The following is a 16,145-nucleotide window of genomic DNA, read 5'->3' as shown; positions in this document are numbered from 1 at the left end:
GCAACATGCTGCACTTCTTCCGGCGGTTCCCGCTGCTGAGCAGGCACGAGGCCGCGCTGGTCGGGATCACCGCGATCTGGGGCGCGACGTTCCTGATCATCCACGTCGCGATGAACCACAGCGGACCGCTGTTCTTCGTCGGCGTGCGCTTCCTGACCGCCGCCGCGATCGGCCTCGTGGTGTTCCGGCGCACCTTGGCGGGGCTGACCCGGCTCGAGCTGGGGGCGGGCAGCGCGATCGGTGTGATGATCTTCCTCGGGTACGGGCTGCAGACCTGGGGGCTGCAGTCGATCAGCAGCAGCACCTCGGCGTTCATCAGCGCGCTGTACGTGCCGATCGTGCCGCTGCTGCAGTGGGCCGTGCTCCGCAGGGCGCCGCGGCTGATGACGCTGGTCGGCGTCGCGCTCGCGTTCACCGGTCTGGTGCTGCTGGCCGGGCCGGGCGCGGCCGGGATCTCCCTGAGCACCGGCGAGCTCGTCACGCTCCTCAGCGCGGTGGCCATCGCCGCCGAGATCATCCTGATCGGATCGTTCGCCGGGAAGGTCGACCTCGGCCGGGTCACCGTCGTGCAGCTGTTCGTCGGCGGTGCGCTGTCCCTGCTGCTGATGCCGGTGGCCGGGGAGCGGATCCCGGAGTTCTCCTGGGTCTGGCTCACCGCGGCGGTCGGCCTCGGTGCCGCGAGCTACCTCATCCAGCTCACCATGAACTGGGCGCAGCGCTTCGTCTCCCCGACGAGGGCGACCATCATCTACACCGGCGAACCGGTCTGGGGAGGTGTCATCGGACGCGTCGCAGGTGACCGCCTGCCCGGCTTGGCGCTCCTCGGAGCAGCCCTGATCGTCCTCGGGGTGCTCGTCAGCGAGCTGAAACCCCGCACGAAGGAGCGCGCCGAACCACGAACCCCGGACCGCGAGGAGGCCAGCGCTCGCAGCTGAGGCCGGTGATCAGGTGCCGGTCCAGTGCGGGGGTCGCTTCGCGAGGAAGGCTGCGACGCCTTCGGTTGCGTCGACGGAAGCTCGGGCGCGCTCTTTTGCGGTGGCGGTGTCCAGCCAGCGGTCCTCGTCGTCGGCGGCGTAGGCCGCTTCGACCGCGTGAAGGGTTTCCCGGACCGCGATCGGGGCGTGCCCGGCGATCCGCTGGGCGATGGCGAGGGCTTCTCCGAGCGCTGCTCCCGGTTCGGTCAGGCGGTTGACCAGGCCCAGTTCGTGCGCGCGCTGTGCCGGGAGCGGGTCTCCGGTGAGGAGCAGTTCCCTGGCCACGTTGAGCGGGAGCGCGCGCGGGGCGCGGAACAGGCCGCCGCATTCGGCGACCAGGCCGAGGCCGACCTCCGGGAACGAGAAGAACGCCGTCCGCGAGGCGACGATCATCGTGGTGGCCAGCGCGATCTCGAAGCCGCCGCCCGCCGCGGCCCCTTCGACCGCGGCGATCAGCGGTTTGCGCAGGCGGCGCCCGGCGATCCCGTACGGTCCGCCGCGCTCGGTGGGCTCACCCGCCCAGACGCGGATGTCGGTCCCCGCGGAGAAGAAGTCCGGGCCGCCGGTCAGCACGGCGGCCCGGACCGAGTCGTCGTCCTCGAACTCGTTCAACGCGGCGTCGAGCGCTCGCGTCATCGCGCCGTCGAAGGCGTTCCGGCGCTCCGGCCGGTCCATCGTGAGGACCAGGACCGCGCCCTTCCGCTCCGTTCGCACTGCCACGATGTCGCTCCTCAGCTCGGGTGCCGCAGCCGGGAGTCTAAGCCGGGGTTCAGCAGAAGCCGACCGCGTCGCCGGTCGGCTCGCCCAGGCGTGAGCCGATGTGGCCGGGGGAGTCCTCGAGGGCGTCCAGGCGGCGGTCGATCTCGGCCTGGACGACGAGCGCTTCGCGACGGTGCCGCCGCACCAGGTCCCAGCACTGCTGTTCGAGCGCGTGGTTCATGCAGAGCTCGGCCAGCTTGGCGCGGCGGTCGAGCTCGTCCAGGGTGCAGGCGGTCAGCGGTGCATCGTGCTGGAGAGGGGACATGATCACACCCCGATTCGTCGGTGGATGCCTGGTGGAGCTGCCTCCTACTGTGACGGCCGACACGGTTTCCGGGGCGGGGCGAACTACTCAATCATGCCCCCGCACCTGCCCTGAGTAGTGCGCTGACGCCGTACCCTGCGGGGTGGCCAGCACCGGAGGGAGCGTCGTGGAGTTCGAAGCACCGTTGATCACTATTGGCGAGCCGGGTTCGTTCGCGTGGAAGGTCTTCCACGAGCGGCACCCCGCGATGCTCGAACAGGTGTGCTCCGCAACGCCCTACGGTGCCGAGGTGCGGGACGAGCTGGCCGAACTGCTGAGCGAGACGACCACCGGGGTCGTCGCCCCGCTCGACGACCAGGCACCGGACCACGGCCGCTGGGCGTCGTGGACGGCCGACTGGGTGGGACGGCCGTGGCGGGAGACGCCGTTCCTGTGGGCGGAGAGCTACTTCTTCCGCAGGCTGCTCGCCGCGGTCGGGTACTTCGAACCCGGGCCGTGGTGCGGTGTCGACCCGTTCGCGCCGATGAAGCTCGCCGAGCTCCGCAGCGCCGCGACCGCTGAGACGCTCAAGGCCTTCGACGCCCTGCCGGGGCTCACCGCCGACGAGCGCGACGCCGCCGTCGTGCAGGCCGCGGTGTGGGGCAACCAGGCCGATCTCGCGTTCCAGCTGTCGACGGGGGTCTCCGGGGCCGCGGGGTTGGTGGCCGGTGGCAGCCAGGAGTTCTGGTCGCTGTTCGACACCGCCGGTCCGGTCCACCTGGTCGCCGACAACGCCGCTGGCGAGCTCGCGGCCGACCTGGCGCTGATCGACCACCTGCTCACGACCGGCCGCGCGGACCGCGTCGTCCTGCACGTCAAACCGACCCCGTACTACGTCTCCGACGCCACGCCCGCCGACGTGCTCGGCGTCCTGCGGCACCTGGTCGAACTCCCCGGCGAGGTCGGCGCGATCGGGCAGCGGATCTGGGAGGGCCTCCGGCACGGGCGGATCGAGCTGCGCGCCCACCCGTTCTTCTGCGCCCCGGTGGACTACCGCGCGATGCCGGACGACCTGCGGAACGAGCTGGCCTCCGCAGCGGTGACCATCCTGAAGGGGGACCTGAACTACCGGCGCCTCGTCGGCGACCGCTACTGGCCCGCCACCACACCGTTCGCCGAAGCGGTGTCGCACTTCCCGAGCCCGGTCGCCGCACTCCGGGTCCTGAAGTCCGAGGTCGTGGTGGGCCTCGACGAAGCAACGATCGCAGACCTGGGCGAAGGCCCCTGGCGCACCAGCGGCTCCCACGCCCTCATCCAAACGACCCGACCCTGAGCAGCACCTCGCGCGAAACCACCACTCCCGCAAGGCGACCACCACCGCTGCTCGGGTGTCGCCGGTCAGTTCGTCGTCAGGGCTCGGTCCAGGGTGGCGTGGCCCGCTGGTTCCCAGGTCGGTTTTCCGCCGGGGAGGCCGAGCCTGCCGTTGCGGCCGATCCAGATCAGGTTCAGCGCTCGCATGACGGCCCAGCCGCGGGCTCGGGCGATGGTGGCTTCGTCGGCGTGCTCGTAGGCCTCGAAGAAGCGCGTCGCCGCGCCCGCGGGCAGCAGGATCCACGCCGCGGACAGGCCGGTCGCGGGGTCGCCCGCGCACATGTCGCCGAAGTCGATCACCCCGGCGAGCGTCCCGTTGCGGACGACCACGTTGGCCGGGTGCAGATCACCGTGCAGCCAGATCGGCGGGCCCTGCCAGGCGGGTGCTGCGACGGCCTTCTCCCACGTCTCTCGCGCAGCAGCGACGTCCTCGCGGTCGGCGATGACCTCGAACCAGGATTTGGCCTCCTGCTGGAGATCGGCCAGCGGGAGGCCGCGCGTCGGGCTGGTCGGCGCGTCAGCCGGTGCCGGGCGGTGCAGCGCCTTGAGGAAGTCGGCGAGGACCTCGGCCGCGTCGAGGGCGGTGATCGGTGTGCGGTCGGCTGGTTCGCCCTCGACCCAGCGCGTGATCGTCCAGGTGCGCTCGAACAGGCTGGAAGGCTCGCCGGTGCGGACCGGGACGGGCACCGGCAGGGGCAGGCGTTCGGCCAGCACCGGCAACCACTTCTGCTCCGTGCGCAGCAGATCCGGCGCTCGGTCGGTGCGCGGCAAGCGGACGGCCAGTTCGTCGCCGAGGCGCCACTGCTGGTTGTCCCAGCCGCCGTCGACGTCCCGGAGTTCGAGGTCCGCGAGATCCGGCTGCTGCTCCCGGAGCAGCGCCCGCACCAGGTCCTGCTCGAACTTCAGCGCGTCCACCCGAAGAACCTCCGATCACCGGTGTCCGGGCACGCTAGCAGCTGACCCCGCCCCGGCCCCGATCAGCGCGGTGACCGACGTCGGCCCGCTGTCCGAACTCCTGAACCTGAAACGGCTGGACCTCTGAGGCGTCCCGGAAGACCTCGACCTGAGCCCCTTGGCGAAACGCCCGGAGCCCAGGGAGGGGTGGCTCAGCCCAGGGCGGAAGCACACCAGCGAGAACGCACCTCAGCCCAACCTCCGCATCAAAGCGTCTGAGCTGTCGGGAGCGGTTGTCGCTGGGGGACAAGGTTCGTGCACTCGTGGACAACCGGTGGGTGTCGCTGCGGGGCTAGGTTGCTGCGGGTTGGGGCGTGTTCGTGCGCCGGGGCGGGGTAGCGAGGAGACGATCGTGTCCGGAAAGGTCGTTGGGGCGCAGAAGTTGACCTACGTCGACGCGATCGCGCAGTCCGTGGGGTTTCTCGGGCCGGTGTTCTCCGGGTCGATCCTGCTGATCCTGCTCGTCGAGGGCGCTTCCGGGAAGACCGCTGGTGCGGCGGCTCCGTTGTCGGTGCTGATGGCCACGTTGGGGGTGCTGGCGCTCGGGTGGATCGTCGCGCAGTTCGCCAAGCGGATTCACGCCGCCGGGTCGTTGTACAGCTACGTGACCGCCGGGCTCGGGGTGCGGGTCGGGGGTGCGACCGGGCTCGTCTACTACCTGGGCGTGCTCATGCTCGGTTCGGCGCTCGGGGTGTACGTCGGCGGGTACGTGCACGACACCTTGCGGACCGAGTTCGGCAACGGGGTGCTGCCGGTGTGGGCCTGGCAGGTCGCGATGCTGGTGGTCGCGGTGTCCATCGCCTACGTCGGTGTGCACATCTCCATCAAGGCGCAGCTGGTGCTGGCGCTGGTGTCGATGCTGGTGCTGGTGGGGTTCTTCGTCTTCCTGATCTTCAACGCGGGCTCGGCGAACAGCCCGGTCGCCTTCACCCCGGCCGCTTCGCCCGACGGTTGGAGCGGTGTCCTCTTCGGCGTCCTGTACGGCGTGCTGCTGTTCACCGGGTTCGAGGCGGCGGCGAATCTCGCGGAGGAGACCGAGGATCCGGGCCGGAACATCCCGCGGGCTGTGGTCACCTCGGTCGTCATCGCGGCCGCGTTCTTCCTCCTCGCGACCTACTCGCAGGTCGCCGCGTTCTCCTTCGACCTGCGGCAGATCCAGGAGGCCATCAGCAGCGGGCAGTCGCCGCTGGTGTTCCTGGGCGGACCTGGCGGACAGGGCTCGGTGGCGCTGCGGCAGGTGCTGGAGCTGGTCATCCTGCTCGACATGGTCGCCGTGTACCTCGGGGTGGTGGTCTCGGCCAGCCGCGGCATCAGCGCGATCTCCCGGGACGGGTGGCTGCCGAAGCGGTTCGCGGCGACCAGCGCGCGGCGGGGCACGCCCGGCCCGGCCATCGGTGTCGTCGGGATCTTCGTCCTGGCCTGGATCGTCGTCTCCAACGTCGCCCCGGAACCGTTCGGGGAGCCGGGAGCGCCCGGCTACTTCTCGACGTTCCACTGGGCCGCCACGTTCGGCGGCTTCACGCTGATGCTCGTGTACCTGCTGCTGTCGGTGGGCGCCGTTCGCGGGCTGCGCGACCACCCCCGCCGGGCCTCGGTGTGGCTGGCCAGCACCGTCGGCACGGTGCTCACCGGGGGCGCGATCTTCGGTGCGCTCTACAAAGTTCCCGCGCCGACGGTGTGGGCGCCCTGCTCGTCGCTGATCATCTTCGGCGTCGCGCTTGTCGTCGTCACGGCAACGCGTCGTCGGCAGGCAGCGCTCAGCCCGGCCGCCAGCCAGTGAGTCAGCCGACCGGCGTTGTCCAGTCCTCGGCGAGGATGCGTTCGACGTTCCGCTCGGCGAGGGCGGTGATCGTGACGAACGGGTTCACCCCGGTGCTGCCGGGGATCAGGGAGCCGTCGGTGACGTAGAGGCCGGGGTAGCCGCGCACCCGCCCCCAGTCGTCGGTGGCCGCGCCGAGCACGAGACCGCCGAGCGGGTGGTAGGTGAACCGGTTCTCGAACGCGCGGGTGTCGCCGAACAGGTCCGTGCGGTAGGTGGTCCCGTTCGCGCGGTTGATCTTGTCGAAGAGCGCTTTCGCCTGCTGGATCGAGGTCTTCCCCTGCTCGGCGTTCCAGTGCAGGCGGGCGGTGTCGGTGGCCGGGTCGTAGCTGAAGTGGCCGCGCTCGGGGTTCTTCGTGATGGCCAGGTAGAGGCTGAGCCACAGCTCAACGCCCGCCGGGACCGGTGCGATCTCGGCGAAGACCGGGTGCTCGGGATCGTCCCAGGCGTCGATGCCGAGCGCTGGCATCCCGGACTGGGTGCGGCCGGTGCTGTCCCAGACGTGGTTGGCGCGGCCGACCATGACGTTTCCGTTCGGGCCCCAGCCCTGCCCGATCTCCGGGCCGAGCTCCGGCAGGGTCCCGGTGTCCCGCGCGCGCAACAGCAGTTCGGTCGAACCGAGGCTGCCCGCGCCCAGGAAGAGGCGCTCGGTGGCGATCTCCAGCCGCTCGACGACTTCGCCGGTTTCGTCGCGCCGGTGCACGGTCAGCGCGTAGCCGCGCGCGTCGCGGCGGATCGCCCGGACCTCGTGCAGCGCGCGGATGGTCACGTTGCCGGTGCCCAGCGCGTCGGCGAGGTAGGTCTTGTCGAGCGAGCGCTTGCCGTGGTTGTTGCCGTAGATCACCTCACCCGCCAGGGCGGAGCGGGGGACCTCGCCCGCCTCCTCCCGGCGCAGGTAGTCGAAGTCGTAGACGCTGGGCACGAAGGTCGTGGTCAGCCCCGCGCGGTGGGCGTGCTCGCGGGACAGCCGGGCGTACTGGTAGGACTCGCAGGTCTCGAACCACTCGGGGTCGACGTGGTTGACCCCGAGCGCCGCGGTGGCGCGCGGGAAGTACCTGCCGTACATCTCGTCGGGGTCGACGGAGGGCAGGACCTCCTCGAAGTAGCTCCGCTTGGGCACCACCGCCATGGCCCCGTTGACCAGCGAGCCGCCGCCGACACCGCGGCCGAGGTAGACCGACATGCCGTCGTGGTCGACGCGGTCGAGCACGCCCGGGTAGCGCTCGGTGTCGTGGTTGATCACGTCCATCCACAGCAGCGACGCCAGCGGTGCTCGGGTGCGGTTCTTCAGCCACATCGCGCGCCCGTCCGGCCGCAGCATGCTGCAGAAGACGTTGCCGTCCTCGCCCGGTGTGTCCCACAGCCTGCCCATCTCCAGCATCAGCGTGGGAACGCCCGCCTCGCCGAGCCGAAGTGCGGTGACGGCAGCGCCGTAGCCCGTGCCGACGATGACGGCGGGCAGGACGTCGCCGGTGGGCTTCGCGGCCGCCGCAGGAGCGGTGGTGATGGTGTTGAGGCCGAGCAGGGCCGCGGAGTTCAGCGCGGCGAAGCCGAGGAAGCGTCGGCGGGACAGCGGGGAGGTCACGCCCGCCATCGTTGCCGCGCGAGATCGCGCCGACAATCACCGATCTCGGCCAGCAGGCAAAACGTGAGGATTTTTCACCCTGCCGTGTGAGGTGGGGCGAGCTCCCCGATCGACGCGGAGTCCCGTGTGGACGCTAGGAGGACCCCGGGGCGGAGAGGCCGAACGATTCGGTCTTCCCCGGGTTCAGCTCGGCCTTCTCGCCGTCGACCTCGACGGGCAGCGGGTCGTCGTTCGCCTCGTCCGCGACGAGCGTCAGGCCGCTGCTGGTCAGCGTCGCGGTCAGGCCGCGTCCGCGCCAGCGCAGCGGGACGCGCATCTCGGTGATGTCCTCGGGCGCGCACGGCGTGAACCGCAGCCGGTCGCCGGAGGCGTCGGCGCCGAGGAATCCCCGGGTCAGGATCAGCCAGGCGCCCGCGCAGGCCGCGAGGTGGACACCGTTGCGGTAGTTGGCCTTGTGCGTGAAGTCCAGGTTGTAGCGCGCGGACGCGGCGAGCAGCCGCACCGCGCGCCGGGTGTCGCCCACCCAGGCCGCGGCGATGGCGTGCGAGGTCGGGCTGAGCGAGCTGCCGTGCGCGGTGCGGGGGTCGTAGAAGGCCAGGTTCGCCGCGATCTCGGAGCGGGTGAACTGCTCGGGCAGCAGCACCATCGTCTGCACGACGTCGGCTTGCTTCACCAGTCCGCTGGTCCGCCGCTCGTCGTTCTCCTTGACCGGCAGCGGCAGGTTGTGGCTCGGGGTCAGCTCGCACACCTCGTCCGGGAGCGCGAAGTAGCCGTCGAAGACCGGGATCACGCCGTCGTGCCGGGGTTGCGGGAGGTGGACCTCGGCCGCGATGCCGGTCCAGTCCGCCAGCAGCGCCTCGTCGACCTGCCTGGCCGCGAGCGCGTCGCGGACCTCGGGGTGGCGGGCGAGCAGCTCCCGGAGCGTGTCCGCCGCCCAGGACAACCCCCAGCTGACCAGCAGGTTCGTGCCGAAGTGGTGGTCGACCTCGTAGTGGAACTCGTCGAAGCCCATCACCCGCCGGACGGTCCGGCCGCCGACCTCCGGGTCGAACCGGAGCAGGCCCGCCAGGTAGCGGCCGGTCTCGGCGAGCAGCGGCACGCACTCCTCGGCCAGGAAGTCCTCGTCGCCGGTGATCTGGACGTAGCTGCGCAGCGCGTGCAGCACGTCGGCGCTGGTGTGCACGACCTGCTCACCGGCCCGCTCCAGCCATTCGTCGTCCCGCAGCACGTCGCGCACCAGGGACGGGGACCCGGAATCGCCGAAGAGGTCGGCCTCCTCGGGGAACCGGGCGCCGACGTGACCGGTCTTGCGGGCGTGCGCGACAGCGGCGTCCAACGTGGACACCCGGAACCGCAGCATGGCCTTGGCCGCGGCGGGATCGGTCCACGCGGCGTGCGGCAGCGCGAAGAACTCGGTGTTGTAGAAGAAGTGACCGGAGTGGTACTCGCTCGTCAGTCCCCGGGCGGGGACGTTGTGGACGTCGCTTCCGTCGTCGATGGAGCTCAGCAGCTGGAACTGCGAGTACCGGAGGCCCTCGACCAGCTGTGGATCGCCCACCACCTCCGCCTGCTGCTCCCAGCGCACCGCCCAGATCTCCTCGTGCTCGGCGATGATGTCCGCGACGTCGGGCGCTGAGTCGAGATTCGGCTCCCCGTGGGCGGCGTCGTCGTGCTCAGCGCGCACCACGGCGATCACGTCGGCGCGGAGTTCCTCGCCTGCCGAACGGGCGAAGCGCAGGCCCTCCGCCAGCCGGGTGCGGCCGACGACCAGGTCCCGGTACGCCGGATCGGCGAGGATCGCCAGGCGCTGGGTGAGCTGCTCCGGGTGGCCGAAGCTGCCCATCCGCAGATCCAGCCGCCCCGGCCGGTGGTCGTGCTCCAGGAGCTCGGTGTGGTGGATGCGCACCCGGGGGAGCTGTCCGCCGAGATCGCCGTTACCGGTCGACCAATCAGTCCCGGCGAGGATCGTCACCGGCGCGTCGTGGTCCAGTGCGGCCACCGCGATGCGGGTGAGGACGGTTCCGGTGAACTGCGCGGGCAGCAGCGTGGTCGTGGCGATCCTGGTGTGCCTGCCCAGCCCGTCCCGAAGTGTCAGCGCGGTCTCCTGGCGGGCCCGGCGGAGGTCGAGGTGCTGGTGGAACTCGGTGATCCGGTCCGGGGTGGCGAGCAGCGGCACCCCGTCCACCAGCACGCTGCGGAAGGTCGGGTTGGGCGCGTTGACGAGATGCCTGCGCACCGTCACGGACCGGGCGTAGAGGCGGCTGTGGAAGAACCCGGGGACGCCGCCGCCCGCCTCGAAGTCCACCGTCGCGCGCACGCCGATCCGCCCGTTGGACAGGGCGAACAGGCTCTCGTAGAAGCTGTCCTCCGCGCGGTCGTAGGCGTCCCGCCGGATCGTCCAGCCGGGGTCGCCCGCCGTGTTCGTCATCCTCGCGCACTCCCGGATTTCCACTGGTCTGCGATCATCGATTCCAAAGTGGACCGCTCGGGCCGCCACCCGAGCCGTTCGCGCGCCGCGCTCGTGTCGGCGAGGAGCCAGGGCTGGTCCGCTCCGTTGGCGGGCTTGTGCTCCACGGGCACGGAGGTGCCGACGACCCGCTCCACCGCGCTGACCACTTCGAGCACGCTGGCGCCCACCGCGCCGAGGTTGAACACCTCAGCCCCTCGGCAGGGCAGCGAGAGCGCCAGGGCGATCGCGTCCGCGACGTCCGCCACGTGCACGAAATCCCGCACCGCGGTGCCGTCCCCGTTGATGGGAAGCGTGGTTTCCTCCCCGGTGGCCACCGCCAGGGCCCGCGCGATGAGCGTGCTCCCGTCGGGTCCGCTGCCGGGGCGGACGGCGCCCGCCGCGTTGAACAGCCGCAGCGAGACCGCGGACAGCCCGCCCGCTGCCGCGTACCAGGAGATCGCCTGCTCGGCGGCGAGCTTGGTCGCGCCGTACGCGCTGCGCGGTTCGGTGGGGTGGGACTCGGCGATCGGTTCCCGGCCGCTGCGCCCGTAAACCGCGCCGCTGGAGAGGAACACCAGCCGCGCCGGGCGGTTCCCGGCGGTCATGGCGTCCAGCAGGTTCAGCGTCGCCACCAGGTTGTCCCGGTAGTAGCGGCCCACCGCGCCACCGCTGTCGCGCACCCGCGTCCGACCGGCCAGGTGGCAGACCGCGTCGGCGCCCGCGATCGCCTCGGTCGCCGCCGCGGCGTCGGTGAGGTCGGCGTACCGGACGAAGACCCCGGGCGGCCGGTCGACGGGGGTGCGGTGGCCGATCGCGGTCACCTCGTGCCCGTCCCGGTGCAGCCGGGCGAGCACGGCCTGCCCGAGGTACCCGGCCGCGCCGGTCACAGCGATCCGCATGTCGCTCCTCCGCGGGTCAGCCGCGCACCGGGACGCGCAGCCCGGTGGCCTGGTCGACCAGCGCCCGGTGCAGGTCGGCCCCGTCGAGCACGGCATCGGTGAGGTCGGCTTGCTGCAGGGAGGCGTACTCGAGGTCGGCGTGGCTCAGATCGGCCTCCCGCAGCGAGGTCCGCTTGAGGTGACCGCGGGCGAAGCAGGACCGGACCAGGACCGCGCGGTCGAGCACCCCGTCCCCGACGTTGACCCGGTAGCCGTCGACGTCGGTGAGGTCGGCCCCGCTGAGGTCGCAGTGCTCCAGCGACGGCGCGTAGGACAGGTTGGCGCCCGAGAGGTCCTCGCCGCGCAGGCTCGCGGTGACGGAACCCAGCAGTTCGTAGCTTTCCGCCCGCAGCGCGCACAACCACCGCCCCACGTCGGCATGGCGGAGGTTGTTCCGCGGACCGACCGGTTCCGCAGCGGAGAGCAGGCGGTACAGCACCGCCGTCGTGCGCGGAGCGCTGTCGGACGTATCGGGCGTCGGCCAGCGGTGAGGAGCTAGGGGCCAGTGCAGCCGCAGCAGATCGCCCAGGATCTCTTGGAAGAAGACGAGGTTCTCGGTGGCTGTGTCCACCAGCGGCCGGGGTGGGCTGAGCGGGTCGAAGGACGGCTGGCGGGCCAACTCGCTCAGCGCCTCGACCACCTGCGCCCGGTCGCCGGTGCTCGCAGCGGCGACCGCCTTGCCTGCGAAATCGGCCAACGGCCCGGTGGAAGCGTCCTCGTCGACCTGCTGGGGCAGGGTGAGGCGGAGCGTGCCGGGGAGCGCGTGGTGGACGGCGAAGCAGGCGTCGCTGACGTAGATCGCCAACCGCGTGCGCGGCAGCCGGGCTCGCAGCCGCTCCAGCAGGTTCCGCAGCATCACGCCGTCCAGCCGACGCCCCGCGAACCCCGCCAGGTCCGGGGCGTCCAGCACCAGGACCTCCGGCTGGAGCTCGGCGAGCTGCTCCTCGTCGAGCTCCCGGCCCGCGAGGGGGACGACCTCGGCGGTCAGGCCCGCCTCGGCCAGCTGCGCCGGAAGGTCCTCGTCCGGCCGCGCCCTGCTGCGGTGCGCGGTGACGATCAGCAAGCCGCCCGGCGGGAGCTCGTCGGTGAGCAGCGCTGCGGCGGAGGCGGGTTCGCGGGCGGCGACCGCCTCGACGACCTCGTCGGTCGGCCGCCCGTCGAGCTCCCCGGCCCAGCCCCAGCTGCCGGTGCGAGCGGTCATCGAGCACCCGCTCCGGGCCGCACCGCGCCCGCCAGGTTGCGGCCGATCAGGTCCAGCCACAGCACGTACTCGGCCGTCATGTCCAGATCGGACCAGTCCAGTTCGGACACGTCGGCGGTCTCCTCCTCCGCCCAGTAGCCGTGCGCCGACTGCCGCGAGGCCAGCAGTTCGCCGATCTGCTCGGCGATCTCGCGGTACCGGGGCGTGCCGGTGAGGCGGTGGAGCATCGCGGCGGCCACCCCGGCCTTGCCGCAGGAGGAGTCGAGGAAGGCGTCCTCGTTGCAGCGCTGGTCCATGTAGTCCATCAGCTCGACGGCGAGGTCGAGGTGCTTCTGCTCGCCGGTCGCCTCGTGCAGCGCGGTGAGGAACAGGCAGGGCAGGCCGATGAAGTACCAGTCGCCCTCCGCCTTCCGCACCGCGACGGCAACGGCGTCCTCGCTGGTGAGCACCCGCCCCTCGGAGTCGGTCACGGCGTGGAACGCGGTGTCCGGGTCGGGCTGGTTCTTCCACAGCGCGTGCACGAACTCCGCGGCGGACTTCGCGACCGCGAGCCGCCCCGTGTACAGCGCCGCCAGCCCGCTGATGCTGGTCGAGACCGAGTCGCAGCGGCCGTCGCCGGGGACGCCAGGGCCGTGCGACCGGAACCCGCCGGTGACCGGGTTCTGCATGGTCTCCACGAAGGACATCAGCTTCGCGGACAGGTCGAAGCGGCCGAGGATGTGCGCGCCGATGGTCAGGTAGCCGTTGGCGTAGAGGTAGTGGACGTCGAGGAAGAACCGCTCCTCGCGGGGCTGCGGGATGTCACCGTCGGCCTGGAGCAGCGAGCCGACGTAGTCCGCCACGCGCATGGCTGCCTGCGTGTGGCCCGCGACGTGCAGCGACCACATCCCCTTGTAGCAGGATTCGACGACCGGTGTGCGGCTCGGTAGTGCGCCGTCGGCCCGCTGATGTGCGACCAGCCAGTCCGCGGCACGCGCGCTCGCGCTCTTCAGGTTCAATTCCGCTGTTCCTTCCCGTGCACCACTTCGACCGGGAGCAATTCTTTCGCGTCCGGGAGGAGCCTAAAGCCCGCACCGCGGGCGCAAAATAGTCCAACCGGGGGTATCGGGATCGGAAGCCGGTTGTGGGAAAATTCTCCCCGGTTTCATTTTCCCGCGCCATTGATCGCGGGTCCCGTTCGAATACCATCGGGCCGGATTCGACATCCGGGCGGAAATGGCCCGATTCACGTGTACCGGCTGAAAGATGCGGGGAAGATGTCCTTGACCGATCTGCGCCACCGGGTGGTGGTGTTTCGCGCCGATGCCTCCACCGGGGGCGGAGCGGGGCACGTCGTGCGCTGCCTCTCGCTGGCCGAGGAGGTGGCCGCGCGCGGTGCCGAGGCGGTGTTCGTCGCCGATCTCGGCGACGTCGACTGGCTGCGGGCGGAACTGCGGGAGCGCGAGCTCGCGGTGCACGCCCCGCCGTCCGGGCCGGAGGCGTTCGCCGACCAGCTCACCTGGCTGGGCGCGGCAGCGGCGGTGATCGACTCCTACCACCTGGAGCCCGACCTCTACCGCGCGGCGCGGGAGGTGGTGCCGGTGCTGGCCAGCTACGACCGGTACTCCGGCCCGCTGCCCGCCGACGTCCTGGTCGACCAGACCTTCGGCGCGCACCGCGATCCGCTCCCGCCGGGAGGTGCGGTCGTCCTGCGCGGACCCGACTACGTCCTGCTGCGGGACCGGATCCGGGCCGCGCGCCCGGCGCTCCCGCCCCGCGCCCGGGAGCTCGGCGAACCGCCGCGCGTGCTGCTGGTCCTCGGCGGCACCGACGCCCTCGACGTGACCGGCGACCTCGCCCGGATCGTGCTGGCCTCCTGCCCGTCGATCCGGCTCTCGGTGATCGGCAGAGGTGTGCGCGCGGAAGAGTTCGACGTCGGCCCCGACCAAGCGGTGGAGGTCGTCCCGCCCACCCCGGACCTGCCGCGCCTGATGGCGGAGGCGGACCTGGTGGTCAGCGCGGCGGGCACCACCCTCGGCGAGCTCTGCTGCGTCGGCGCGGCGGTGGCCGCGCTCTGGGTGGTGGACAACCAGCTGCCCGTCTACGAGCACGCCGTCGCCGCGGGCTGCGTGCACGGCCTCGGTTCGCTCACCGACGTGCTCGGCGACCCCGGGGCTGCGGGCGCGAGCGTCCGGGAGCTGCTGGAGAACCCGGAGCGCCGCTCCGAGCTGGCGCAGACCGCGTGGCGGCTGGTCGACGGGCACGGCCGGAGCCGGGCCGTCGACGCGCTGGAATCCCTGCTGGTCCCCGTCGACCGGCGAACGCGTACGGCAGGAGGGTGATGGTGGCGAGGATCGACGAATCGCGGCTGCGGGACGTCATCGCCGTCGCGGCCGGGGTGAGCCCGGACGCGGTGGACGGGTGGCCGGCGGCCGAGGGCTGGGTGCGCAGGGCCGCGGCCATGCTCACCGACTACCAGTCCGGCATCCCGCTGGGCTACGTGCTCGGCGAGGTCAACTACCTGGGCAGAGCGTTCCGCAGCGACTCGAGGGCGCTGGCCGTCCGCCGCTACAGCGAGCCGCTCGTCGAGCGGATCCTGCGCGACTTCGCGGGCCGACCGGTGCGCGCTGTGGACATCGGGTGCGGCGCGGGAGCCGCGATCTGCACCCTGGCCAAGGAGCTGACCGGCGAGTTCATCGGCACCGACGTCGATCCGCGCGCCCTGGAGCTGGCCGGGGAGAACGCCGAGCGGCACGGCGCCCGGGTGGACCTGGTGATCAGCGACCTCTTCGACGGCCTGGACGGCCGGTTCGACGTGATCTACGCGAACCTGCCCCGGCAGGACCCGCGCACCCCGGTCCCGGAAGGGGACTGGGAGCCCTCGGTGGCGCTCTACGACCGGACAGCGCAGCCGCTGGGGCTCTACCGGCGCTTCTTCGCCGAGGTCGGCGACCGGTTGACCGAGACCGGTCGGCTCTACCTGGAGATCCCGCTCGACCCGCGGCTGGCGGAGCTGCTGCCGGGGGAGCGGGTGGTGGACGGCGACGGGGACGACTTCGCGCGGGTGATGACCACCGCCGACGCCCGGCGGCTCCCCGCCCTGGTCGAGCAGCTCACCTGGCCCGACGGGTGATGCCCCGGCCGGGCCCGGGAGGTTCCGGGCCCGGCCGGGGCCGTTCAGCGGGTCGAGCGCACTCCGGCGGGCACCTCGGCCAGCGTGCTGACCACCGGGAAGTCGGTGGTCGCGGGGTGCAGGCCGAGCCGGTCGAGCAGGATCGACCGCATGCCGACCTCCCGGCCCGCGACCACCCCGGACCAGGCGTCGTCCACCAGCGCGCAGTCGGCGGGCGGCACCCGCCAGGTGGCCGCCACCTGCGCCAGGGCCGCCGCCCTGGGCACGGTCCCGTAGTGGCCGGAGGGCCCCAGGCTGCGGTGCAGCCGCTCGAACAGCCAGTCCCCGCCGTCGAGGTCCATCAGGCGCTTGGCCAGCAGTTCGCCCGCGTTGCGGGAGGCCGTGCAGAACGCCACCGGCAGCTGCGCGGCCGCGGCGGCGTCGAGGAAGTCCGCGGCGTCGGGGAACAGCACGGTCTCCTCCGCCTGCCCGAGGAAGACCTCCTGCTTGACCGCCGCGAGCTGGTCGACCAGCGGTTCCGACGGCGCCACCCCCGCGATCTCCAGCGCGGCCCGGGCGCCCACGTCCCGGGGCCGACCGGCGATGTGGCGGTGGTACTGCTCGACGGTGATCGGGCAGCTCCGGTCCACCCCGGCCGACCGCAGCACGCGCTCCAGCCCGGTGCGCCAGGCGGGCAGGTGCGGGGTGTCCAGGAGCGTGCCGTCGATGTCGAGGACCACCAGAGCGGGACGCCTCATCG

General features: G+C 72.0%; 14 protein-coding genes. 5 read left to right on the top strand and 9 right to left on the bottom strand.

Annotation, left to right across the window (positions count from 1 at the left end; translation table 11 throughout):
* The first annotated feature begins 5 nt into the window (after positions 1–5).
* Positions 6–935: a DMT family transporter gene (locus F1721_RS09825; protein WP_150066282.1), complete on the top strand. Its 930-nt coding sequence runs from the start codon at positions 6–8 to the stop codon at positions 933–935.
* A 9-nt stretch (positions 936–944) separates the two neighbouring features.
* On the opposite strand, the gene F1721_RS09820 is transcribed toward F1721_RS09825, so the two are convergent.
* Positions 945–1,694 carry an enoyl-CoA hydratase-related protein gene (locus F1721_RS09820; protein WP_150066281.1) on the bottom strand — a complete coding sequence of 250 codons (750 nt, stop codon included), beginning with the start codon at positions 1,692–1,694 and terminating at the stop codon, positions 945–947.
* Between the two features lie 49 nt (positions 1,695–1,743).
* On the bottom strand, positions 1,744–1,998 hold the full coding sequence (locus F1721_RS34365; RefSeq protein WP_170301414.1) for a hypothetical protein: 255 nt from the start codon (positions 1,996–1,998) through the stop codon (positions 1,744–1,746).
* A 166-nt stretch (positions 1,999–2,164) separates the two neighbouring features.
* Here F1721_RS34365 and F1721_RS09810 point away from each other — a divergent pair, with 166 nt between their 5' ends.
* The gene (locus F1721_RS09810; protein ID WP_211840399.1) at positions 2,165–3,310 is read left to right on the top strand and encodes a damage-control phosphatase ARMT1 family protein; all 1,146 of its coding nucleotides are present in this window, start codon (positions 2,165–2,167) and stop codon (positions 3,308–3,310) included.
* Between the two features lie 65 nt (positions 3,311–3,375).
* Here the strand turns inward: F1721_RS09810 and F1721_RS09805 are convergent, their stop codons facing one another.
* Positions 3,376–4,263, bottom strand: a complete 888-nt coding sequence (locus F1721_RS09805; protein WP_150066279.1) for an aminoglycoside phosphotransferase family protein — start codon at positions 4,261–4,263, stop codon at positions 3,376–3,378.
* A 391-nt stretch (positions 4,264–4,654) separates the two neighbouring features.
* Between F1721_RS09805 and F1721_RS09800 the strand changes: the two genes are divergently transcribed.
* Positions 4,655–6,082, top strand: a complete 1,428-nt coding sequence (locus F1721_RS09800) for an APC family permease (protein ID WP_170301431.1) — start codon at positions 4,655–4,657, stop codon at positions 6,080–6,082.
* A 1-nt stretch (position 6,083) separates the two neighbouring features.
* On the opposite strand, the gene F1721_RS09795 is transcribed toward F1721_RS09800, so the two are convergent.
* The 5 genes from F1721_RS09795 to F1721_RS09775 all read right to left on the bottom strand — a co-directional run bounded on the left by F1721_RS09795 (position 6,084) and on the right by F1721_RS09775 (position 13,292).
* The gene (locus F1721_RS09795) at positions 6,084–7,715 is read right to left on the bottom strand and encodes a GMC oxidoreductase (RefSeq protein ID WP_150066277.1); all 1,632 of its coding nucleotides are present in this window, start codon (positions 7,713–7,715) and stop codon (positions 6,084–6,086) included.
* A 124-nt stretch (positions 7,716–7,839) separates the two neighbouring features.
* Positions 7,840–10,134, bottom strand: coding sequence for a glycosyl hydrolase family 65 domain-containing protein (locus F1721_RS09790; protein ID WP_150066276.1), 2,295 nt, complete (start codon positions 10,132–10,134; stop codon positions 7,840–7,842).
* Entirely contained in the window at positions 10,131–11,054 is a 924-nt protein-coding gene (locus F1721_RS09785) for an NAD-dependent epimerase/dehydratase family protein (RefSeq protein ID WP_170301430.1), read from the bottom strand. Before F1721_RS09785 ends, F1721_RS09790 begins: the two co-directional genes overlap by 4 nt.
* A 16-nt stretch (positions 11,055–11,070) precedes the next feature.
* On the bottom strand, positions 11,071–12,294 hold the full coding sequence (locus F1721_RS09780) for a pentapeptide repeat-containing protein (protein WP_150066274.1): 1,224 nt from the start codon (positions 12,292–12,294) through the stop codon (positions 11,071–11,073).
* Positions 12,291–13,292 carry a beta-L-arabinofuranosidase domain-containing protein gene (locus tag F1721_RS09775; RefSeq protein WP_150066273.1) on the bottom strand — a complete coding sequence of 334 codons (1,002 nt, stop codon included), beginning with the start codon at positions 13,290–13,292 and terminating at the stop codon, positions 12,291–12,293. The genes F1721_RS09780 and F1721_RS09775 overlap by 4 nt, the downstream gene beginning before the upstream one ends.
* 258 nt (positions 13,293–13,550) lie before the next feature.
* On the opposite strand from F1721_RS09775, the gene F1721_RS09770 reads away from it, so the two are divergent.
* Positions 13,551–14,615, top strand: coding sequence for a PseG/SpsG family protein (locus tag F1721_RS09770; protein ID WP_150066272.1), 1,065 nt, complete (start codon positions 13,551–13,553; stop codon positions 14,613–14,615).
* 2 nt (positions 14,616–14,617) lie between these two features.
* Positions 14,618–15,406, top strand: coding sequence for a methyltransferase domain-containing protein (locus F1721_RS09765; protein ID WP_170301429.1), 789 nt, complete (start codon positions 14,618–14,620; stop codon positions 15,404–15,406).
* Positions 15,407–15,450: 44 nt separating this feature from the next.
* Here the strand turns inward: F1721_RS09765 and F1721_RS09760 are convergent, their stop codons facing one another.
* Positions 15,451–16,143, bottom strand: coding sequence for an HAD family hydrolase (locus F1721_RS09760; RefSeq protein ID WP_150066271.1), 693 nt, complete (start codon positions 16,141–16,143; stop codon positions 15,451–15,453).
* Positions 16,144–16,145 lie beyond the last annotated feature (2 nt).

It is taken from the genome of Saccharopolyspora hirsuta (assembly GCF_008630535.1).
GTDB classification, from domain to species: Bacteria; Actinomycetota; Actinomycetes; order Mycobacteriales; family Pseudonocardiaceae; genus Saccharopolyspora; species Saccharopolyspora hirsuta.
The sequence above is the reverse complement of the archived record's forward strand: the minus strand, read 5'-3'. Positions and strand labels throughout refer to the sequence as shown.